At 64.2% G+C, this 21,156-nt stretch carries 21 protein-coding genes and 1 pseudogene; 13 read left to right on the top strand and 9 right to left on the bottom strand.

Annotation, left to right across the window (positions count from 1 at the left end; translation table 11 throughout):
* Positions 1 to 245: 245 nt before the first annotated feature.
* Positions 246 to 1,157 carry a LysR family transcriptional regulator gene (locus tag PST29_RS03845; protein WP_060842413.1) on the bottom strand — a complete coding sequence of 304 codons (912 nt, stop codon included), beginning with the start codon at positions 1,155 to 1,157 and terminating at the stop codon, positions 246 to 248.
* 75 nt (positions 1,158 to 1,232) lie between these two features.
* Positions 1,233 to 1,823, bottom strand: a complete 591-nt coding sequence (locus tag PST29_RS03840; RefSeq protein WP_060842412.1) for an NAD(P)H-dependent oxidoreductase — start codon at positions 1,821 to 1,823, stop codon at positions 1,233 to 1,235.
* Between the two features lie 203 nt (positions 1,824 to 2,026).
* Between PST29_RS03840 and PST29_RS03835 the strand changes: the two genes are divergently transcribed.
* Positions 2,027 to 2,341: a putative quinol monooxygenase gene (locus PST29_RS03835; protein ID WP_060837425.1), complete on the top strand. Its 315-nt coding sequence runs from the start codon at positions 2,027 to 2,029 to the stop codon at positions 2,339 to 2,341.
* A 9-nt stretch (positions 2,342 to 2,350) separates the two neighbouring features.
* Here the strand turns inward: PST29_RS03835 and PST29_RS03830 are convergent, their stop codons facing one another.
* The gene (locus PST29_RS03830) at positions 2,351 to 3,115 is read right to left on the bottom strand and encodes a sulfite exporter TauE/SafE family protein (RefSeq protein ID WP_060842411.1); all 765 of its coding nucleotides are present in this window, start codon (positions 3,113 to 3,115) and stop codon (positions 2,351 to 2,353) included.
* Between the two features lie 215 nt (positions 3,116 to 3,330).
* Here PST29_RS03830 and PST29_RS03825 point away from each other — a divergent pair, with 215 nt between their 5' ends.
* The 3 genes from PST29_RS03825 (at position 3,331) to PST29_RS03815 (ending at position 5,280) form a co-directional block, all read left to right on the top strand.
* Positions 3,331 to 4,212 (top strand): LysR substrate-binding domain-containing protein, encoded by an 882-nt coding sequence (locus PST29_RS03825; protein WP_060842410.1) that lies wholly within the window; start codon positions 3,331 to 3,333, stop codon positions 4,210 to 4,212.
* A 56-nt stretch (positions 4,213 to 4,268) separates the two neighbouring features.
* Entirely contained in the window at positions 4,269 to 4,844 is a 576-nt protein-coding gene (locus PST29_RS03820; protein WP_060842409.1) for an NAD(P)H-dependent oxidoreductase, read from the top strand.
* Positions 4,845 to 4,908: 64 nt separating this feature from the next.
* Entirely contained in the window at positions 4,909 to 5,280 is a 372-nt protein-coding gene (locus PST29_RS03815; RefSeq protein WP_060837421.1) for a MerR family transcriptional regulator, read from the top strand.
* Here the strand turns inward: PST29_RS03815 and PST29_RS03810 are convergent.
* Together PST29_RS03810 and kynU are read right to left on the bottom strand one after the other, a co-directional pair.
* Positions 5,277 to 6,705 (bottom strand): annotated as a pseudogene (locus tag PST29_RS03810) (amino acid permease). The gene PST29_RS03815 and the pseudogene PST29_RS03810 sit on opposite strands and share 4 nt — an antisense overlap.
* A 110-nt stretch (positions 6,706 to 6,815) precedes the next feature.
* Positions 6,816 to 8,066, bottom strand: a complete 1,251-nt coding sequence (gene kynU / locus PST29_RS03805) for a kynureninase (RefSeq protein WP_060842408.1) — start codon at positions 8,064 to 8,066, stop codon at positions 6,816 to 6,818.
* A 188-nt stretch (positions 8,067 to 8,254) separates the two neighbouring features.
* Here kynU and PST29_RS03800 point away from each other — a divergent pair, with 188 nt between their 5' ends.
* Positions 8,255 to 8,728 carry an Lrp/AsnC family transcriptional regulator gene (locus PST29_RS03800; protein ID WP_016964416.1) on the top strand — a complete coding sequence of 158 codons (474 nt, stop codon included), beginning with the start codon at positions 8,255 to 8,257 and terminating at the stop codon, positions 8,726 to 8,728.
* Between the two features lie 6 nt (positions 8,729 to 8,734).
* Here the strand turns inward: PST29_RS03800 and PST29_RS03795 are convergent, their stop codons facing one another.
* On the bottom strand, positions 8,735 to 9,748 hold the full coding sequence (locus PST29_RS03795; protein ID WP_060837418.1) for an AraC family transcriptional regulator: 1,014 nt from the start codon (positions 9,746 to 9,748) through the stop codon (positions 8,735 to 8,737).
* A 338-nt stretch (positions 9,749 to 10,086) separates the two neighbouring features.
* Here PST29_RS03795 and antA point away from each other — a divergent pair, with 338 nt between their 5' ends.
* From antA to PST29_RS03770, 5 genes are all read left to right on the top strand, one after another.
* Positions 10,087 to 11,475: an anthranilate 1,2-dioxygenase large subunit gene (antA, locus tag PST29_RS03790; protein WP_060842407.1), complete on the top strand. Its 1,389-nt coding sequence runs from the start codon at positions 10,087 to 10,089 to the stop codon at positions 11,473 to 11,475.
* Between the two features lie 2 nt (positions 11,476 to 11,477).
* Entirely contained in the window at positions 11,478 to 11,969 is a 492-nt protein-coding gene (gene antB / locus PST29_RS03785) for an anthranilate 1,2-dioxygenase small subunit (protein WP_060837416.1), read from the top strand.
* An 18-nt stretch (positions 11,970 to 11,987) separates the two neighbouring features.
* Complete coding sequence (gene antC / locus PST29_RS03780) at positions 11,988 to 13,010, top strand: anthranilate 1,2-dioxygenase electron transfer component AntC (RefSeq protein ID WP_060842406.1); 1,023 nt, start codon at positions 11,988 to 11,990, stop codon at positions 13,008 to 13,010.
* Between the two features lie 79 nt (positions 13,011 to 13,089).
* On the top strand, positions 13,090 to 14,490 hold the full coding sequence (locus PST29_RS03775) for an amino acid permease (protein ID WP_060837414.1): 1,401 nt from the start codon (positions 13,090 to 13,092) through the stop codon (positions 14,488 to 14,490).
* Between the two features lie 183 nt (positions 14,491 to 14,673).
* Complete coding sequence (locus PST29_RS03770) at positions 14,674 to 15,882, top strand: benzoate/H(+) symporter BenE family transporter (RefSeq protein WP_060842405.1); 1,209 nt, start codon at positions 14,674 to 14,676, stop codon at positions 15,880 to 15,882.
* A 14-nt stretch (positions 15,883 to 15,896) separates the two neighbouring features.
* On the opposite strand, the gene pdxR is transcribed toward PST29_RS03770, so the two are convergent.
* The 3 genes from pdxR to kynB form a co-directional block, all read right to left on the bottom strand.
* A complete protein-coding gene (gene pdxR / locus PST29_RS03765) occupies positions 15,897 to 17,396 on the bottom strand; it encodes a MocR-like pyridoxine biosynthesis transcription factor PdxR (RefSeq protein ID WP_060837412.1) in 1,500 nt (499 codons plus the stop codon).
* 314 nt (positions 17,397 to 17,710) lie between these two features.
* Positions 17,711 to 18,562, bottom strand: coding sequence for a tryptophan 2,3-dioxygenase (gene kynA, locus PST29_RS03760; protein ID WP_060837411.1), 852 nt, complete (start codon positions 18,560 to 18,562; stop codon positions 17,711 to 17,713).
* A 106-nt stretch (positions 18,563 to 18,668) separates the two neighbouring features.
* Positions 18,669 to 19,310 (bottom strand): arylformamidase, encoded by a 642-nt coding sequence (kynB, locus tag PST29_RS03755; RefSeq protein ID WP_060837410.1) that lies wholly within the window; start codon positions 19,308 to 19,310, stop codon positions 18,669 to 18,671.
* A gap of 296 nt (positions 19,311 to 19,606) precedes the next feature.
* Between kynB and PST29_RS03750 the strand changes: the two genes are divergently transcribed.
* The 3 genes from PST29_RS03750 (at position 19,607) to PST29_RS03740 (ending at position 21,076) form a co-directional block, all read left to right on the top strand.
* On the top strand, positions 19,607 to 19,951 hold the full coding sequence (locus PST29_RS03750) for a cupin domain-containing protein (RefSeq protein ID WP_060837409.1): 345 nt from the start codon (positions 19,607 to 19,609) through the stop codon (positions 19,949 to 19,951).
* 124 nt (positions 19,952 to 20,075) lie between these two features.
* Positions 20,076 to 20,561 carry a type II RES/Xre toxin-antitoxin system antitoxin gene (gene parS / locus PST29_RS03745; protein WP_060837408.1) on the top strand — a complete coding sequence of 162 codons (486 nt, stop codon included), beginning with the start codon at positions 20,076 to 20,078 and terminating at the stop codon, positions 20,559 to 20,561.
* On the top strand, positions 20,558 to 21,076 hold the full coding sequence (locus PST29_RS03740; protein WP_060842404.1) for an RES family NAD+ phosphorylase: 519 nt from the start codon (positions 20,558 to 20,560) through the stop codon (positions 21,074 to 21,076). Before parS ends, PST29_RS03740 begins: the two co-directional genes overlap by 4 nt.
* Positions 21,077 to 21,156 lie beyond the last annotated feature (80 nt).

Genomic DNA, 21,156 nt, shown 5'->3' with positions numbered 1-21,156 from the left:
ATGCACACAGCCACCGTAGGAGCTGGCTTGCCAGCGAAAGCGATTTCAAGACGTGCGCAAAACCTGGGGGCCCCTTCGCCGGCAAGCCGGCTCCTACAAGGGATCGATTGCCGGACAGACCCGATACGCACAGCCACCGTAGGAGCTGGCTTGCCAGCGAAAGCGATTTCAAGACGTGCGCAAAACCTGGGGGTCTCTTCGCCGGCAAGCCGGCTCCTACGGGTGATAGGCGGGGAACGGGGCTTTCAGCCCTGGAATTCGGGGTGGGCGTAATCGGCCAGCTTGCCCTGGATGAAATCCAGGAAGCACTGGATGCGCAGGGCCAGTTGCGAGTTGCGGTAGTACACCGCGTTGATCGGCTGACGATAGCCGCTGTTGAACGCGGCCAGCAGCGGTTGCAGGCGTCCGGCGCGGATGTCGTCGACGGTCATGAAATGCGACAGACAGGCAATGCCCTGCCCTTCCAGCGCCAGGTGGCGCAAGGTCTCGCCGCTGGAGGCGCTGATGTCCGGCTGGATCTGCCAACGGTCGCCATGCACATGGCGCAACGGCCAGTGGTTGAGGGTTTCGGTCTGGGTGAACCCGAGCAAGGTGTGCCCGGCCAGTTCCGCCACGCTCTGCGGGGTGCCGTGGCGGGCCAGGTAATCGGGGCTGGCAAGAATGTGCAACGGGCTGCAGCCCAGGGAGCGGGCATGCAGGGTCGAATCCGCCAGCACGCCGATGCGGATGGCAATGTCGGTGCTTTGCTCCAGCAGGTCGATGATCAGGTCGTTGCTGTTGAGCTCCAGCTGGATGTCCGGGTACAGGCGGCGGAACTCGGCCACATGGGGAACGATGGCGTGCAGCATGAAGGGCGCTGCGGCGTTGATCCGCAAGCGCCCGGACGGGGTGCGCTGGCGCGACGACAGGCGCTCTTCGAGCTCGTCCATCTGATCGAGAATGCGCTTGGCCTGTTCGAAGAAGTAGCGCCCTTCTTCGGTCAGGTCCATGCGTCGAGTGGTGCGGTTGATCAGCGTGGTCTCGAGCTTGGCCTCCAGCCGCGACAAGCTGCGGCTGACCGCCGAAGGGGTCTGGGCCAATTGCTCGGCCGCGGCGGAAATCGAACCGCACTCGATGACGCAAACCAAGACTTGCAACTCGTCGGATCGGGCTTTCACAGGAGTCCTTTATCGGCGCAGGTGGGCCCTGGATAAACCGCAGGCCCGCTTCAAGGCGCTCAATAGTAGCCGGATTCAGCCCTGGAGATTGAACACCGCCTTGAGGTGCTGCGCATAACGCTGCACATCGCCTTCGATGTTCGGGCGCTTCATCACGTCGACGCAGAGGAAGGTCGGCAAAGCGCTCATGCCGAGGAACTGGTTGGCCTTGTGGAACGGGAAGTACACCGCGTCCACACCCTTGGCTTCGAAGAAGTCGGTCGGGTCTTCGAAGGCCTGCTGCGGCGCGTTCCAGGTCAGCGAGAGCATGTACTGCTTGCCCTGGATCAGACCGCCGCTGCCGTATTTCTGCGAGGCGTCGGAGCGGGTCCGGCCATCGCTGGCGTAGAGGCTGCCGTGGCCTTCGGTGAAGACTTCGTCGATGTACTTCTTGACGATCCACGGCGCGCCCATCCACCAGCCGGGCATCTGGTAGATGATCACGTCGGCCCAGAGAAACTTCGCCACTTCTTCCTGGATGTCATAGCCCTCGTCGATATGGGTGACCTTTACCTCCAGGCCACCGCGATCCAGCACCGCCAGGGCGGTGTCGTGCAGGGTGGCGTTGTAGCGGCCATCGGAGTGGGCGAACTGTTTGGCGCCATTGAGCAGCAGTACTTTTTTCATGATCCGGCCTCATCGGGGACAACCCATCGCGCATTGGCAGCGGCGGGCTGTGAAGGTTGCAAACGATGGCGGCAGGTTAATCAGGCCGGGAGCGGAGAATAAGCCCGGGTTGCTCAAAATACATTTGACCAAAATGCACGAATCGACAGCCGATCTTTGCCTTAGGATTCTCAGCACCTTTCCCGTCAATGAGTGCTTTGTGCATGTCCACGCCCCAGGCCTTTATCCTCCACGCCAAGACCCGCGCCGAACGCGCCGACGCCTTCGAGGCGTTTTTCCTGAGCCATGTCGCCGCCAGCCGCGCTGAAGCCGGCTGCATCGAGTACCACATGCTGCGGGACCGGGAAGACCCGAGCCTGTTCATCTTCTACGAGGTCTGGGCCTCCCAGGAGGCGCTGGATAGCCACTCGGGCCTGCCGCACATGCAGCAGTTTCTCGCCGCGCGCATGGACTACCTGGAGCGCGATTTCGAGATCCGCGCCATCGACATGCTCAGCCCGGCCTCGGCTGGACGCTGAGCACAAGCTCTAGCCACTGATCAGCAAGTGCCCGCCCAGCAGCCCGAGGCCGATGAAGAACACCCGCTTGAACAGCACGGCGCTGATGTGCTGGCGCAACCATTGCCCCAACCACATGCCCAGCAGCGCCGGAGCCAGGGTCAGCACGGACGCCCCCAGTTCGGCGCCGCCCAGGGCGCCACGCCACAGCAGACCGCCGGCCAGGGCCAGGGTCGAGACGGTGAACGACAGGCCCAGGGCCTGCACCAGTGAGTCCCTGTTCAAGCCCAGGGCCTGTAGATAAGGCACCGCCGGGATCACGAACACCCCGGTAGCAGAGGTGATCACCCCGGTGACCAGCCCGCACAGCGGCGCCAGCCAACGCTCCCGGGCCGCCGACACCCGCAAGGTCGGCAGCAGCAGGCCGCTCAGGGCATACAGCAGCAGCGCCGCGCCCAACCCGCGCACCACCCAATGCCCGCCCTCGATGCCCAGCCACAGGGAACCGGCGACGGTGCCGACGAAGATCGCCAGCAACATCGGCCACAGACGCTTGAGCAACGCCGGCAGGTGCCCGCCAAAGGCCAGTTGCCAGAGATTGGTCAGGGTCGCCGGAATGATCAGCAAGGCCGCAGCCTGCGCCGGAGCCATAGCCAGCCCCAATAGCCCCATGGCAATGGTGGGCAGGCCGAGACCGATCACGCCCTTGACCATGCCGGCCAGCAAGAATGTGCCGATGACCAGCAGTGAAAGGGCCATTCCGAGATGCTGATAAAACGCGAGTGAGCTGTTCATGGGCCAATCCTGCACCCGCAGCGGCGTGCTGAAAATCTGCCATATACTGAGCCAGCCTCTTGCCCAGCAAGAGGCACATGCCAAAACCTATTGCCCGCCACCGCTGTAGGAGCTGGCTTGCCAGCGAAGGCGTGCTCAAGCCCGATGCAAAATCCGAAGGCCTCTTCGCCGGCAAGCCGGCTCCTACAGAGATGATGTTCGCCGAGGGATGTCCCATGCACTTCGATCTGATCGACCTGCGCCTGTACCTGAATATTCTGGAGGCCGGCAATATCACCGCCGGGGCCGCTCGCAGCCATCTGTCCCTGGCCGCCGCCAGCGCTCGAATCCGCGCCATGGAAGCCTCCCTGGGCATCGAGTTTCTCGAACGCGGGCGTCGCGGCATCCGCCCGACGGCCGCTGGCAAGGCCCTGGCCCAGCACGCGCGAACGCTGCTGCTGTACGCCGAGCACCTGCAACAGGACCTTGGTGAGTACGCCAGGGGGGTCAAGGGCCAGGTGCGCCTGTTGTGCAACACCACCGCCCTCAGCGAGTACCTGCCGGAGTTGCTGGCGGACTTCCTGCACAGCCATCCACAGGTCGATATCGAGCTGCAGGAACTGCCCAGCCAGCGCATCACCCATGCCCTGCGCCAGGGCGCCGCGGACCTGGGGATCGTCTCCGACGCGGTCGACACCCAAGGCCTGATGACCCGGGCATTTCGCGACGATCCACTGGTGCTGGCGATGCCCCCGGACCACCCCTTGAGCGCCCAGCCGGCCCCCAGCTTCAGCGACAGCCTGGCCTACGACTATGTCGGCCTGGCCAGCCACAGCGCCCTGGCGGTGTACCTGGAGGAACAGGCCCTGCACCTGGGCCGGCGCATGCCATTGCGCATCCGCGCCGAGGGTTTCGACGCGCTGCTGCGCATGGTCGCCCGTGGCGCCGGGCTGGCCCTGGTGCCCCTGGCCGCCCTGCAGCGCAACCCGCATCTGCAACTGCACAGCCGCCCCCTGGAGGAGGCCTGGGCACGGCGCCGGCTGTTGCTGTGCGCCCGCGACTTCGAGGCCCTGCCGCTGTACGCACAGGGTTTGTGTCGCGCGCTGCTGGAACCTTGACTCTCCCCCTAGGGGCAGACTTTAGCCTTGGGGTTTATTCCTCAAGGACCACGGTAATGAGCAAACGCATCCTGGTGATTCTCGGCCACCCCTCGCGCCACAGCCTGTGCGCGGCATTGAGCGAGCGCTACGTGAAGGCGGCGCAGGAGGCCGGGCATGAGGTGCGCCAGCTCAGGCTCGGCGACCTGCACTTCGACCCGGTCCTGCATGAAGGCTACCGGCAGATCCAGCCCTTGGAAGAGGACCTGCGCCAAGCCCAGGCCGACATCCTCTGGGCCGAGCACCTGACCTGGGTCTTCCCGATCTGGTGGGGCGGGATTCCGGCGCTGATGAAGGGTTTTCTCGACCGCGTGCTGCTGCCGGGCTTCGCCTTCAAGTACCGCCCCGGCAAGGCCTTTCCCGAGCAACTGCTCAAGGGCCGCACCGCCCACCTGATGGTGACCATGGACACCCCGCCCTGGTATTTCCGCTGGTTCTACCGCATGCCCGGCTTGCAGCAGATGCGCCGCACCACCCTGGATTTCTGCGGCATCAAGCCGTTGCGCACCCTGACCTTTGGCCCGGTGCTGGACGCCAGCGAACAACGCAAGGCGGATTGGCTGATGCAGGCGCAGTACCTTGCCAGGCAGTGAAAGCGCCGGATAATGCGCAACGCCGTCCACCGCCGGACGGCCCGGTACTGGAAAAGGAGCCTTCATGTACATCGGCCAAGCCGCGCAACTGTCCGGAACCACGGTCAAGAGCATCCGTCATTACGAAGCCATCGGCCTGTTGCCCGCAGCTCCGCGCCAGGGTCGCTACCGCCTGTATGACGCGCAGAGCGTCGAGCAGTTGATGTTCATCAAGTGCGCGCAGCAGTTGGGGTTCAAGCTCAAGGAGTTGCAGCAGGTGTTCGCCACGCACCAGGGCCAGGCCTTTCCCTGGGACCGCGCCCAGGCCGCCCTGGCGCAAAAGAGGCGCGAGCTGCAACGGCAGATCGATGATTTGCAACAGTTGCAGGGCAGGCTCGAAATTTTCGAGACCAGCCTGCAACAGGCTCGCGAGGAGTGCCCCCTGGGCAGCCTCTAGGGCGACCCGGGAGGCGTGGCCTCAGACCTCGGACAACCCGGCGACCGTCCTCGGCTTACGGAAGCACAGGAAGTAGACCAGGGTCAGCAACAGCAGGAACGGCACGCCGAACACCAGGGTCATCTTGAACGCCTCGGTGAAGAAGGTGGTGATCATCACCGCCCCCATCAGCACCAGCCCCAGCAGGGTGCTGTAGGGAAACAGGCGCATGCGGAACGACAGCTGCTGCTCGCCATGGCGCTGGTGATAGCGGCGGAAGCAGTAGTGGGTGAGGAAGATCATGAACCAGGTGAAGATCGCGCCGAACATCGAGATCGCCATCATCAGGGTGAACGAGCTTTCCGGGTACAGCACGTTGACCAGGGTCGCCAGGGCGATGCCGGAGCTGGACAGCAACAGGGCATTGAGCGGAATCCCGCTCTTGCTCAAGGCCCCCATGGACTTGGGTGCGTAACCGGCGCGGGACAGGCTGAACATCATCCGCGTGGTGATGTAGAGCTGGCTGTTCATCGCCGACAGCGCGGCGATCAGGATCACGAAGTTCATCACCCCGGTGGCCCCGGGAATACCGATGGTCTGCATCACCGTGACGAACGGGCTCTGGGCCTTGCCGGCCTGGACCCAGGGCACGATGGCCAGCATCAGCGCCAGGGTCAGCAGGTAGAACACCACCAGGCGCACGATGGTCGCGCGAAAGGCCTGCTTCACCGCGCGCTGCGGGTCCTTGGCCTCCCCCGCCGCCACCGCGATCATCTCCACGCTCAGGTAGCTGAAGATCGACACGATCACCGCGATCCACATGCCCTCGAAACCGTTGGGGAAGAAGCCGCCGTGGGCGCTGTAGTTGTGCAGCCCGTAGTCGGGGTTGCCGGAACCGAACACCACGTACACCGCAAGGATGATGAAGCCGACGATGGCGGCGATCTTGATGGTGGAGAACCAGTATTCGAAGTTGCCGAAGGTCTTCACGCTGATGGCGTTGAGCAGGATCAGCACGCTGGAGAAGGAGATGATCCACACCCATTCCGGAACGTTGGCGAACCAGTACTTCATGTACATAGCGATGGCCGTGACTTCGGCGCCCACCGCCAGGACGATGGCCGCCCAGTAGGCGTAGCGCACCAGGAAACCGGCCAGCGGGCTGACGTAGAACTCGGCATAGGCGCCGAAGGAACCGGAGGTGGAATGGGCCACGGTCATTTCCGCCAGGCAGCCCATCAGGATCAGGGTGATCAGCGCGCCGATGGCGTAGCTCAGCAGCACGCTGGGGCCGGCATAGCCGATGGCATAGGCGCTGCCCATGAACAGGCCGGTGCCGATGGCCCCGCCGATGGCGATCATGCTCATCTGGCCGGCGGTCAGTTGGCGCCTGAGGCCGTGCTCGCGATTGGAGATCGCTTCGAAACCCTTGTTGGAGGTGGTCACTTTGAGTGCCTCTTTATTGTTGTGTGCACGTATGAATCGTTGTGACGGCCCGTCCTTGTGCCGCTTGCCTGGTCGCCGCGAGCGGCGGCGACCAGGGGATGAAGCGCGCCTTAGGTCACGCTGTGACGTACCTGGAACTGCGCCTGGGCCCAGGTTTTTTCATCGAGGATTTCACCGAGGATCTGCACCGCGTCCCAGACTTCGCTGAAGCGGGTGTACAGCGGGGTGAAGCCGAAACGCATGATCCGCGGCTCGCGGTAGTCGCCGATCACGCCACGGGCGATCAGGGCCTGGATCACCGCGTAGCCTTCGGGGTGTTCGAAGCTCACGTGGCTGCCGCGCTTGGCGTGATCACGCGGGGTCACCAGCTTCAGGTCGTGGCCGGCGCAGCGCTGTTCCACCAGTTCGATGAACAGGTCAGTGAGGGCCAGGGACTTGCGCCGCAGGCTCTGCATGTCGGTCTGCTCGAAGACCTCCAGGCCGCACTCGACCATGGCCAGCGAAGTGATCGGCTGGGTGCCGCACAGGTAGCGGGCGATACCGCTGGCGGGTTCGTACTGGGTGGCCATGTCGAACTGCCGGGCATGGCCGAACCAGCCGGACAACGGCTGGGTCACCAGGTTGCACAGGGCCGGGGCGACCCAGGCGAAGGCTTGCGAACCCGGGCCGCCATTGAGGTACTTGTAGGTGCAGCCGATGGCGTAGTCGGCGCCGCTGCGAGTCAGCTCCACCGGCACCGCGCCGGCCGAGTGGGCCAGGTCCCAGATGCTCAGGGCGCCGGCTTCGTGGATCAGTCCGGTGACGGCCTGCATGTCGTGCATGTAGCCGGTCTTGTAGTTGACGTGGGTGAGCATCACCACCGCCACGTCCTGGTCGATCGCCGCCGGCAGTTGGTCCGGGCTGTCCACCAGGCGCAGGGAATAGCCCTGCTCAAGCATCCGGGTCAGGCCCTCGGCAATGTACAGGTCGGTGGGAAAGTTGCTGCTCTCGGAAACGATCACCCGCCGCTCGGGGGCGCGCCCGGCCTGCACCTGCAGGGCGGCGCTGAGCACCTTGAACAGGTTGATGGACGTGGTGTCGGTGATCACCACTTCGCCGCTGCCGGCGCCGATCAGCGGGGCCAGGCGATCCCCCAGGCGCTGGGACAGGTCACGCCAGCCGGCGCTGTTCCAGCTGCGGATCAGGCCGTCGCCCCACTCCTGCTCGATCACTTGCCGGGCCCGCTCCAGGGCCGCCACAGGGCGGGCACCCAGGGAGTTGCCATCGAGGTAGATCACCCCCTCGGGCAGGGCGAACTGTTGGCGCAGCGGCGCCAGTGGGTCCTGTTCATCGAGACGCAGGCAGTGGTTTTTATCGATCATTGGAAGTCCTGTCTTGGTCAAGGTCATGCCCGCCTGGAACAGGCCGGGCACGGGGTCTGGGCGACCCGCAAACTCAGGAAATAATGGACGAAGCCAGCTAGAATTTTCGTGCAAAGTGCAGCGCGTTACCGTACTAATCTCGAATAAAATTCTAATCCTCCAATAAAAAACGCGGATTTATGCCAGCCATGACCCTCGACTCCACCGACCTGCGCATCCTCTACTTCCTGCAACAGGATGGACGTATCAGCAACCAGGAACTGGCGGAGAAAGTGGCCCTTTCACCCTCGGCCTGCCTGCGCCGCCTGCGCATGCTCGAAGGCGACGGAATCATCAGCGGCTACCGCGCCCAGCTCAATGCCGAGCGCCTGGGCATCGAGCTGGAAGCCATCGTCCACGTGTCCCTGCGCCAGGACGTGGAAGGCTGGCACGAGACGTTCATCGGCAAGGTCCAGCAGTGGCCGGAAGTGGTGGCCGCCTACGTGATCACCGGCGCCAGCAACTACGTGCTGCGGGTGCAGGCGCGCAACCTCAAGCACTTCTCGGATTTCATCGTCAATCACCTGAACCGCGCGTCGGGGGTCACCGACATTCGCTCGGAAATCGTCCTGCAGAAGATCAAGGAGCAGGACGGCCTGCTGGACCTGGTACTGCGCAAGTAGTCCGCCCTAGAACCCCACCGGGCGCCGTGCCGGATGGCGCTGCGCGGTGGCGCTGGGCGCCTCGTCGAACAGCTTGCGGTACTCGGCGGAAAAACGCCCCAGGTGAGTGAAACCCCAGCCCAGGGCGATCTCGGAAATATTGCGCGCCGCGCCGTGTTCGAGAATGTCCTGGCGCACACCGTTGAGCCGATGGCGCTTGAGATAGGCCATGGGCGACAGGGCGAAGTATTTGCGAAAGGCCTCGAACAGCTTGAAGCGCGAGACACCGGCGGCGGCTTCCAGGTCCTCCAGGTGCACCGCTTCACGGGCGTGCTCGTGCAGGTACTGGCGGGCTCGCACCAGGTAATGCGGCAGCTTGACCCCGAGCATGGCCCGCAGCTCGCTGGAGTAGTTGTTGGGCTGGGCCAGGATCAGGCCCTTGATCAGCGAGCTTTCGATTTCCCGGGTGAAGGCCAGCTGTTCATAGAGCTCGTTGCCCTGGGTCAGCTCGCCGATGAAGTGCTGGGCCATGCGCCACCAGGCCGCGGTGGCCCCCTGCCGCGCGTCCATCGCCGGTTCGAAGCGCAGCGGCTGCTCGACCGGGCGTTGCAGCAGGGTCTCCAGGGCTTCGCTCATGGCCGGCCGGGAAATCACCACCTGCAGCTTGCGGCAGTCGCCGGAGATGGCCAGCACCTGGCTTTCGTTGGGGGCAACGATCACCCCCTGGTCGCGGTCCGAACGCAGCAGCCGACCGTCCTTGCTCAGTTCCTGTTCGCCGCACAGGGGCAGGCTCAGGCTGTAGCTGCTGAAGCGCTCGGTGTCCTCGATATCGACGGTCACATCGGTGCCGTACTCGATGATGCCCAGGGTCGTGGAGCGTGACCTGAGCACGTTGGCACTGTGGTGAAAACGGATCCGTTCGGGGGTCGCGGTTTCCAGGCGATGCGGCCCACAGATACCCGACATCCAGCTCCTGGCCCCTTCAAGGTCATAGCGATCGATACGAATCTCGCGAAACAGCCCATCAGCCTTGCTATTCATCACGGCGCACCCACGGCAATTGTTATTCAGCGCGCTCTGACGGCGCGTCTTGTGTGACAGGGCAAGTTTTGCGCCAGCCGGCAACGCTGCCAACCCAGTGGATAGCAATCGCCGACTAAGTGGATAACCCGACCCCATCGTCCTCATCTGGCCGGGCTCACAGTAGCCGATCGGCGCCCCGGGATGCAGCCGTCGATCGCTTATCCGCTCGAAGGTGGGTCGCAACTACCCAGGCAATTTTATGGATGGCCTTGGCCGACTAAGCGGATAGCCACCGGCGCCCCGCACTCTCTCTAATGACGGCACCCGATTGACCTGAATAAAAAAGGTACCGACTCATGAGTGGTGCAAGAAGCGTCGAGCAGTGGCAGGACTTCATCCACGGCTGCCTGGATTTTCGCCCCGCGGACGGAGTGTTCCGTATCGCCCGGGAGATGTTCACCGAGCCCGAGCTGTTCGATCTGGAGATGGAACTGATCTTCGAGAAGAACTGGATCTACGCCTGTCACGAAAGCGAACTGCCCAACAATCACGACTTCATCACCCTGCGCGCCGGGCGCCAGCCGATGATCATCACCCGCGACGGCGAGGGCCGCCTCAATGCCCTGATCAACGCCTGTCAGCACCGCGGCACCACCCTGACCCGGGTCGGCAAGGGCAACCAGTCGACCTTCACCTGCCCGTTCCACGCCTGGTGCTACAAAAGCGACGGGCGCCTGGTGAAGGTCAAGGCCCCGGGGGAATACGACGAGGGCTTCGACAAGGCCACCCGCGGCCTGAAGAAGGCCCGCATCGACAGCTACAAGGGCTTTGTCTTCATCAGCCTGGACGTGGCCGCCGACAACAGCCTGGAAGACTTCCTGGGCGACGCGCGGATCTTCTTCGACATGATGGTCGCCCAGTCCCCCAACGGTGAGCTGGAGGTGCTGCCGGGCAAGTCCGCCTACACCTACGACGGCAACTGGAAGCTGCAGAACGAGAACGGCCTGGACGGTTATCACGTCAGCACCGTGCACTACAACTACGTGGCCACGGTGCAGCACCGCCAGCAGGTCAACCGCGACAACGGCAGCGGCAGCAGCGCCACCCTGGACTACAGCAAGCTCGGCGCCGGCGACGCCAGCACCGACGATGGCTGGTTCGCCTTCAACAACGGCCACAGCGTGCTGTTCAGCGAAATGCCCAACCCGGCGGTGCGCTCCGGCTACGCCAGCATCATGCCGCGCCTGGTGCAAGAGCACGGCCAGGCCAAGGCCGAGTGGATGATGCACCGCCTGCGCAACCTGAACATCTACCCCAGCCTGTTCTTTCTCGACCAGATCAGCTCGCAGCTGCGGATCATCCGCCCCATCGCCTGGAACAAGACCGAGATCATCAGCCAGTGCATCGGGGTCAAGGGCGAGAGCGATGCCGACCGGGAAAACCGCATTCGCCAGTTCGAGGATTTCTTCAACGTCTCGGGCATGGGCACGCCGGATGACCTGGTGGAGTTTCGCGAGGCCCAGCGCGGCTTCCAGGGGCGCCTGGAGCGCTGGAGCGATGTCTCGCGCGGTCATCACCGCTGGACCACCGGCCCCACCGCCAACAGCGAGAACCTGGGCATCCAGCCGGCCATGACCGGCACCGAGATCACCCATGAAGGGCTGTACGTCAACCAGCACCGCAACTGGCAGAAATTCCTCCTCGACGGCCTGCAGCGCCAGCCCCTGAAACTGCGTGAGGTATGAACATGAATGCGCAATTGCAGTACCAGATCGAGCAATTCTTCTATCGCAAGTCCGAGCTCTGCGACGCCCAGGACTGGGACGCCTACCTGCAGCTGTTCGCCGTGGACAGCGAGTTCCACCTGCCGCAGTGGGACTCGGAACACGTCTACACCCGGGACCCGAAGCGCGAGATGTCGCTGATCTACTACGCCAACCGTTCGGGGCTGGAAGACCGGGTGTTCCGCCTGCGCACCGGCAAGGCGGCGTCGACCATTCCCATGCCGCGCACCCTGCACATGGTCAGCAACCTGCGCATCAGCGAGGGCGCCAACGGGCTGCTGCAGGTGCGCCTGAACTGGCACACGCTGTTCTATCGCCTGGCCACCTCCGAGGACTTCTACGGTCACGCCACCTACGACCTCAAGCCCCATGGCGACAGCTGGCTGATCCAGCGCAAGCACGTGCTGCTGCTCAACGACACGATCAACTCGGTGCTCGACTTCTACCACCTCTGACTTGACGGACATCCCTTCATGACGCACAAGGTCGCGTTCAGCTTTGCCGATGGCAAGACCCTGTTCTTCCCGGTCAAGGCCAATGAAATACTGCTCGACGCTGCCCTGCGCAACGGCATCAAGATTCCCCTGGACTGCCGCGAAGGCGTCTGCGGCACCTGCCAGGGTCGTTGCGAATCGGGCCAGTACAGCCAGGACTACGTGGACGAGGAAGCCCTCTCGCCCCAGGACCTGGAGCAACGCAAGATGCTCACCTGCCAGACCCGGGTGCAGTCCGACGCGGCGTTCTATTTCGACTTCGATTCCAGCCTGTGCCACAACGCCGATCCGGTGCGACGCACCGGCTCGGTGATCGATGTGCGCCAGGTGTCGGACAGCACCGCGATCCTGCACCTGGACCTGGGCCGCAGCGAGGCGCCGCTGGAGTTTCTCCCCGGTCAGTACGCCCGCCTGCGGATTCCCGGCACCGACAGCAGCCGGGCCTACTCCTTCGCCAACCGGCCGGGGGCGGACAACCAGTTGCAGTTCCTTATCCGCCTGCTGCCCGACGGGGTGATGAGCAACTACATTCGCGAGCGCTGCCTGGTGGGCGACAGCATCGAGCTGGAGGCGCCGCTGGGGGCTTTCTACCTGCGTCAGATCAGCCGGCCGCTGCTGCTGGTGGCCGGCGGCACCGGGCTGTCGGCGCTTCTGGCGATGCTCGAACAGGTCGTCGAGCAGGGCTGCCAGCAACCGGTGCACCTGTACTACGGGGTGCGCCAGAGTGCCGATCTGTGCGAACTGGCGCGCATCCAGGCCCTGGGCGAACGCTTGCCGGCATTCCGCTTCACCCCGGTGATCAGCGACGCCGACCCGCAGTGGTCGGGCAAGCGCGGCTACATCACCGAGCACTTGGACAGCAGCGAGCTGCGCGACCACGACAGCGACCTGTATGTCTGTGGACCGCCACCGATGGTCGATTCGATCCGAATCTGGCTGCAAGAACAGCAACTTAACCGCGTTCAGCTGTATTACGAGCGGTTTACCGAGAGTAATATCTGATCCCATCAGCATTCAGCCGCGATCGCTCCCATTCACCCTGGGATCGGTCCTGATAACAACTAGAAGAGAGCGCAAGTTAGTGGATCAAACCTTGAAGCAAGGTGAACTCAAGCGTGGCTTGAAGAATCGCCATATTCAGTTGATCGCCCTGGGCGGGGCGATCGGCACCGGACTCTTCCTCGGCTCGGCCGGGGTTCTCAAGTCCGCCGGCCCCTCGATGATCCTCGGCTATGCGATTGCCGGATTCATTGCCTTCCTGATCATGCGCCAGCTGGGGGAGATGATCGTCGAAGAACCCGTGGCCGGCTCCTTCAGCCACTTCGCCCACAAGTACTGGGGCGGCTACTTCGGCTTTCTCGCCGGCTGGAACTACTGGGTGCTGTATGTCCTGGTAGGCATGGCCGAACTCACCGCAGTGGGCAAATACGTGCAGTTCTGGTGGCCGGAGATCCCCACCTGGGTCAGTGCGGCGGTGTTCTTCGTACTGGTCAACCTGATCAACATGATGAACGTGAAGTTCTTCGGCGAGGCCGAGTTCTGGTTCGCCATCATCAAGGTGGTGGCCATCGTCGGCATGATCGTTCTGGGCTGCTACATGCTGTTCAGCGGCAGCGGCGGCAGCCAGGCGTCGGTGAGCAACCTCTGGTCCCACGGCGGCTTCTTCCCCAACGGAGGCACCGGCCTGCTGATGGCCATGGCCTTCATCATGTTCTCCTTCGGCGGCCTGGAACTGGTGGGCATCACTGCCGCCGAAGCCGCCGAGCCGCGCAAGGTGATTCCCAAGGCGATCAACCAGGTGGTCTACCGGGTGCTGATCTTCTACGTCGGCGCCCTGGCCGTGCTGCTGTCGCTGTACCCGTGGGACGAACTGCTGGTGAGTCTGAATGCTGGCGGCGACGCCTACAGCAGCAGCCCCTTCGTGAAGATCTTCTCGCTGATCGGCAGTGATGCGGCGGCGCAGATCCTCAACTTCGTGGTCCTGACCGCGGCGCTGTCGGTGTACAACAGCGGCGTGTACTGCAACAGCCGCATGCTCTTCGGCCTGGCCGAACAGGGCGACGCGCCCAAGGCGCTGATGAAGCTCAACAAGCAAGGCGTGCCGATCCTGGCCCTGGGCATCTCCGCCCTCATCACCCTGCTCTGCGTACTGGTCAACTACCTGGCGCCCCATGAAGCGCTGGAGCTGCTGTTCGCCCTGGTGGTGGCCGCGCTGATGATCAACTGGGCACTGATCAGCCTGACCCACCTGCGCTTTCGCAAGGCCATGGCCGAGCGTGGCGTGGTGCCGTCGTTCAAGGCCTTCTGGTCGCCCTTGAGCAACTACCTGTGCCTGGCCTTCATGCTGATGATCGTCGGTGTGATGTGGATGATCCCGGGCATCCGCGCCTCGGTGTATGCGATTCCGGTATGGGTCCTGGTGATCTGGGGCTTCTACCGCCTGAGCCATGCGCGCAAGGCCGGGCAGCCCGCCCTGCACTAAGCCGCACGGTTGCAACACCCCAAAGCCCGGCCTGAATCAAGGCCGGGCTTTTTTGTCGGCGCTCGCAAAGCGGTCTGCCAGCAATGGCAAATGCGGCCTGAAACAACAGTCCACCCGTTCCCTAGAATCGACTCCCTCCCGGCACCCGAGCCTGGGAGCCTGTTTCTGGATGGAGAGCGGCTGATGAACAGAACGGCGACAAGCCTGCGCTGGAGCGATGTTTTCTCACCCACCGTGGCGGCGCTGATTTCAGTGCTGGTGAACTACGGCGGAACCTTTGTCCTGGTGTTCCAGGCCGCCGAACTGGCGCGCCTGTCACCGGCCCAGACCGCGTCCTGGGTCTGGGCGGTGTCGGTGGGCGTGGGGCTTTCCGGCCTGTGGCTGAGCCTGCGTTACAAGGCGCCGATCATCACGGCCTGGTCCACACCCGGCGCGGCCTTCCTGGCCACGGTGATGCCATTCACGCCCTACGCCGAGGTGATCGGTGCCTATCTGATCTCGGCTCTGGGGTTCATCCTGCTGGGCGCATCAGGGGCCTTCGACAAACTGGTGCGGATGATCCCCAAGGGCATTGCCGCCGGCCTGCTCGCGGGCATTCTGTTGCAGTTCGGGATCAATGCCTTTGGCGGTGCCAGCGCCGACCCGCTGCTGGTGATCGTGCTGCTGGTGTCCTACGCCTTGCTGCGGCGTTTCACCTCGCGCTTTGCCGTGGTGGGCATCCTGGTCATCGGCCTGGGGCTGCTCATCGCTCAGCAACGGATCGACTTTTCTGCAGTGCACTTGAGCCTGGCCGTGCCGGTATTCACCACGCCGCAGTTCTCCCTGCAGGCCTTGCTCGGAGTGGCCTTGCCGCTGTTCGTCATCACCCTCACCGGCCAGTACATGCCCGGCATGCTGGTGTTGCGCAATGACGGCTACGGCACCAGCGCCAATCCCGTGCTCACGGTCACTGGCCTGGGGTCGCTGCTGATGGCACCGTTCGGCGCCCATGCCTTCAACGTGGCGGCGATTACCGCGGCGATCTGTACCGGCAAGGACGCCCATCCTGACCCGAAAAAACGCTACATCGCCGGTATCGCCTGCGGGCTGTTCTACATCCTGGTGGGCACCTTCGGCGTGACCCTGGCCAGCCTGTTCATGGTGCTGCCCAAGACCTTTGTCAGCACCCTCGCGGGCCTGGCGCTATTGGGGGCGATCGGCGGCAGCCTGACCAATGCCATGGCCGACGCGGCCACCCGGGAAACCGCGCTGATCACCTTCCTCGCCACTGCAGCCAACGTCACCCTGCTCGGGGTCGGCGGCGCCTTCTGGGGGCTGGTGGCCGGCTTGACCGCGCACCTGCTGATTCACGGCCGGGCCAATGCCCTCGCCGGCCGTGCCGCCAACCCCTGAAGGCCGGCGTTGAGCTAGGCCTTTCGCAGGGCCAGGGACAGGCGAGCCATGGTGGTTTCGATTTCATGGGCGCTCAGCGAGGCGTAGCCGAGCAACCAGCCCTGCCGCTTCGGCTCGGTGGCATAGAGCCGGCTGAGCCCCGGCAGCTGGATGCCGGCCCGGGCGGCCCGTTGCTGGGTCAGTTCCTCGCTCCAGCCGGGCTCCAGCAGGCAAGGAATCTGCAACCCGCCCGGTGGCGGCAAGGCCACGGCAATGCCCTGCAAATGCCGCCCGATGGCATCGAGCATGGCTTGCCGACGCCCGGCGTAGAGCTTGCGCATGGCCCGCACATGGGCGTTGTAGTGGCCCTCCTCCATGAACCGCGCCAGGGTCAACTGGAGGATCTGCGGCGTGTGGCCATCCATGATGCTGCGGGCCGCGCTGAAGGCGCCCACCAGTTCATCGGGCAAGGCCATGTAGCCCATGCGCAGGCCGGGGTAGAGGGTCTTGCTGAAGGTGCCGACGTAGAGCGTGCGCTGATAGGGGTCCAGGCCCTGGACACAGGCGGTGGGCAGGCCGTCGTAATGGAACTCGCTGTCGTAGTCGTCCTCGATGATCCACTTGCCGTGCTCGGCGGCCCAGCGGGTCAGCTCCAGGCGACGCTCCAGGGACAGGGTCACACCGCTGGGGTACTGGTGCGACGGCGTCACGTAGACGCATTGACCGCCACTGCGATCGGCCCGCAGCAGGTCGGTGCGAATGCCCTGGTCGTCGACATCGATGGGATTGATCCAGGCCTCGGCGGCCTCGAAGGCCTTGCGAGCACCGAAGTAGCCGGGGTTCTCCATCAGGATCGGCTTGCCGGCATCCACCAGCAATTGGGCACAGAGGTACAGCGCCTGCCGGGTACTGCTCAGCACCAGGATCTGCTCGGCACGCACCTTGGCCCCGCGCTCCAGGTTCAGGTAGGCGGCGATGGCCTGGCGCAGCGGCTCGGCGCCTTGCGGATCGCCGTGCAGCAAGACGTTGCCGCGATAGGCCTTGAGCACCTGGCGTTGCAGGCGCTCCCAGACATCAAGGGGAAAGCTGCGGGTTTCCGGCAAGCCCGTGGCAAATGCACTCACCGCCTGCTGGTCGGTGACACCGCCGCGCTCGACCAGCATCCGGCCCCGGCGGCTCAGCCCCGAGCCCGGCTCCCGGGCGCTGTGGGGCTGCTCCTGCAAACGCAGGCGACGCCGGGCGGCTCCGCGCAACTGGGCGCCGATGCTTTCGCAGACGTAGCTCCCCGAACCTTCGCGGCGCACGATGAAGCCGTCGCGCTGCAACTGCACATAGGCGTTCTCCACCGTATCCCGGGACACCGCGAGCGACTTGGCCAGACCCCGGGTGGCCGGCAGTTTCACCCCAGGGCCCAGAGCACCGTCGAGGATCAGCCCGCGCAAGGCCCGCTGGATGCGCTGATGCAGGTCCAGGGGCGCGAACTGCGGATCGTTGAGGCGCATGTTGAGGGTTTCAAGCTCGAAGGTCCGGGCCACGTGGTCTGCCTGATCAAATGAAAATAACGCACAAGGGGCGACCACTTTAGCCGCACAACGGCCCCACGTCAGCTGTTGCAACCGTCGCTGATGGTGAACGAGGAATGTGGCGGGGGAGCCTGCTCCCGTTCGATTGCGCAGCAATCGCAAAGCCTGCTGGCGCGGGATGCCTGAAACGCTTACAGGCCGTAGATGGGGTGCTGCGCCCCTCAGCGGGAGCAAGCTCCCTCGCCACAGGGCAATCGGCAAGCTCTACAAAAACGGCGCGTCCCCAAGGTGAGGACGCGCCGTTTCTTGTTGAGCGAACAGGGCGATCAGAGCGAGGATCGCACTCGCCACAATTCGGGGAACAGCACGGTGTCGAGCATCTTGCGCAGGTAGCCGACGCCTTCGGTGCCACCGGTGCCGGGCTGGAAGCCGATGATGCGCTCCACGGTGGTCACGTGGCGGAAGCGCCACTGGCGGAACGAGTCTTCCAGGTCGATGAATTTTTCCGCCAGCTGATACAGGTCCCAATAGGCCGAAGGGTTGGCGTACACCTCGCGCCAGGCGGCTTCCACCGACGGGTCGTGCCGGGTCGTGGTGGTGCTCTTCAACGCCAGGCGCTCGGGATCGATGCTCAAGCCGCTGCGGGCCATCAGGGCGATCGCTTCGTCATACATGGACGGGGTGGCAATCGACTCTTCCAGGGATTGCAGCAACTCGGGGCGGTGAGCATGGGGCCGCAGCAGGGCCGCGCTCTTGTTGCCGAGGATGAATTCGATTTCCCGGTACTGGAACGACTGGAAGCCCGAGGACTGGCCCAGGTACGGGCGGATCGACTTGTACTCGGACGGCGTCATGGTCGCCAGTACGGCCCAGGCGTGCACCAGTTGGTCGAAGATCCGCGAGACCCGCGCCAGCATCTTGAACGCCGGGGGCAACTGGCCCTGGCGCACTTGCTCGCGGGCGGCCTTGAGCTCGTGGAGCATCAGCTTCATCCACAGCTCCGAGGTCTGGTGCTGGATGATGAACAGCATCTCGTTGTGGTCCGGCGACAGCGGGTGCTGGGCACTGAGGATGCGCCCCAGGTCCAGGTAGTCGCCGTAGCTCATGGAGTCGGAGAAATTCAGCTCGGCGTTATGCCATTCATCCGGTGGGTTGCTTGAAAAAGGACATTGGCTCATGGCGTGGGCTCCTCGCCTCAGGCAGCGGTTGCCGCCCGCAGGCTGCGCAACCCGGACTCGGGCTGCACAACGGCGCGGACGGCCAGCTGTGTATTTATTGTAGGAATCAATCGGCCAGGGGGCGCAGGATCGCCCGCACCGGACTGGCGTCCAGGTGAGCGAAGCGCAGTGGCAGGGCAATCAGTTCGTAGTCGCCTTCGGCCACTTCATCCAGGACGATCCCCTCAAGGATCGCCATGCCGTGGCGAGCCACCTTGTTGTGGGCCTCCATGGTCTTGGACTGCTGAGGGTCCAGGGACGGCGTGTCGATGCCGATCAGGCGCACGCCGAGACTGGCCAGCAGCTCGACAGTGGCCGGGGCGACGGCGGTGAAGTCCGGGTCCCAGGTGCTCAGCGGCGCCTGTGGATAAGTGCGCAGCAAGACGCGCGGGGGCAGGTTGTCCAGGCGCCCGAGCAAGGCTTCGGGCTGCACCAGGGCGCCGCTGTCCAGGCAATGCAGGACCCGGCACGGGCCCATGTAGACATCCAGCGGCACCTCGCCGATGGGCAGGCCATCCGGCCGGTAATGCAGGGGCGCGTCGACATGGGCGCCGGTGTGGGGCGACAGGGTCACCCGCCCGACATTTACCGGGCACTCGGGCCCGAACTGCCAGACGCGCTCCTCCTGGAACGGTGTATCTCCCGGCCAGGTCGGGGTCGCGGTACTCAAGGGCGGGCTGATATCCCACCAGCGTGGTGTATTTTCCATTCGTGCGGCTCTCGGTCACTCCGGACTGAATGATACGAGCGATACCGCTGAAGTTTCTTGCGAAATAACTCGGTACTCGTCAGATATTTCGCAAATCCTGCTAATAAAGCGCGCTTCATCAACCGAATCTTGCAACCCCTCAAACCCCTTTCGGGCCGCCCCGGCAGCGCCCCGCTCAACAGCCGCCACAGAGCGCGGCAGCGCTTCTGGATACCCCGAGGTCGAGCACAGACATCCCCCGCAATGCCGGGCGCTATAGGGTGCGTCTTCAGTTCTCTGCCCGCTAGGAGCACAGCATGTCGCAACCCATTACCGTTCTGCGCGATACCCATCCGCTGCCCGTTCTTGATGCCTGCAAGTGGGAAAAGCTCGCAGGCGACCCACACACCGTCAACCTCAACGCCTACACCAGCGAGGACGGCAGCAAGATCATGGGCACCTGGATCTGCACCCCGGGCAAGTGGCGGGTGGCCTACGAAAAGTGGGAGTACTGCCATTTCCAGGAAGGCTACTGCGTGATCACCCCGGACGGCCACGATCCCATCCACCTGCGTGCCGGCGATATTTTCGTGGTGGAACCCGGAATGAAAGGCACCTGGGAAGTGCTGGAAACCGTGCGCAAGTACTTCGTGTTCGCCTGATCCCTGAACACCCGCCGGGAGCCCGCGCCATCCGGGCTCCTCAGGCATGGCGGCCATTCAACTCAACGCATCCTGCCAAATGTCTATATAATCACTGCCAAATGGCAAAGGCAGGAGTAGACCCATGGTTGCGCTGACAGACACCGGCCTCACCCCCAAGCGGCGGGGCAAGCTGGTATTGAAAGAACAGTCTTCGGACATCCTCCTGGGTGGCCGGGCACGCTTTGACGACCGCATCTCGATCTATCGGCTGACCGAGGAAGGCATCCCGCTGACGGCGATCATCAAGTTCGTCTCCTCGGTGCCCATGCTCAAGGACGAACAGGTCCTGGCCAAGATCATCGGCCTCTCCGAACGCACCCTGCACCGCCGCCTGAAAACCCCGGACGAGCCCTTGAATCCGGAGCAGAGCGCCCGCGCAGTGCGCTTTGCCCAGGTGCTGGCCAAGGCCCAGGAGATCTTCGGCAGCAGTGAAGAGGCACAGGACTGGATGGCCAAGCCGGTAATGGGCCTCGATGGCCACAAACCGGTGGACCTGCTGACCAACCCCATCGGCTTCGAACTGGTGGACGAGTTCCTCACCCGCCTGGAATACGGGGTCTATCAGTGATCAGCGCCCCCGGCAGCAGTGCAATTCACTTCTGGCGACTGGACGCCGCCCGACACGCCGACAGCTGGGACAGTGGTATCGGCGCCGAGCTGTGCGGCGGTCGCTGGAACTCCAAAGGGGTCAAGGCCGTGTATGGCAGCGCCGACCCGGCCACGGCGATTCTGGAAGTGGCGGTGCACAAGGGCTTTGCCGCCCTGGACAGCGTGCCCCATGTGCTCACCGGCGCCCTGATCCAGGACCCGTCGGCCATCTACCGGATCGATGAACAGAGCATTCCCAATCCCAACTGGCTGGTGCCGGGCATACCCAGCGCCGGCCAGCAGAAGTTCGCCGACCAGTTGCTGGCCGACCATCCATTCGTGCTGGTGCCCTCATCGGTGTCGCGCCACAGCTGGAACATTCTGATCAATCCGTTGCTGGCCAAAGGGCTGTACCAGGTGGTGGTCCAGGAACGCTTCGGCCTCGACACACGCCTCAATCCTCCCACTCGCACCGTGCCCGGCCGCCCGAACTGAGGCGGCAAAAAAAAGCGGGAACCTGCCCGACGCAGGTTCCCGCAAATGCCCCGACTGAAGGGGCCGCGTTCAATACCAAG

This window comes from Pseudomonas sp. St29 (genome assembly GCF_001547915.1).
Taxonomy (GTDB): Bacteria; Pseudomonadota; Gammaproteobacteria; order Pseudomonadales; family Pseudomonadaceae; genus Aquipseudomonas.
The sequence above is the reverse complement of the archived record's forward strand: the minus strand, read 5'-3'. Positions and strand labels throughout refer to the sequence as shown.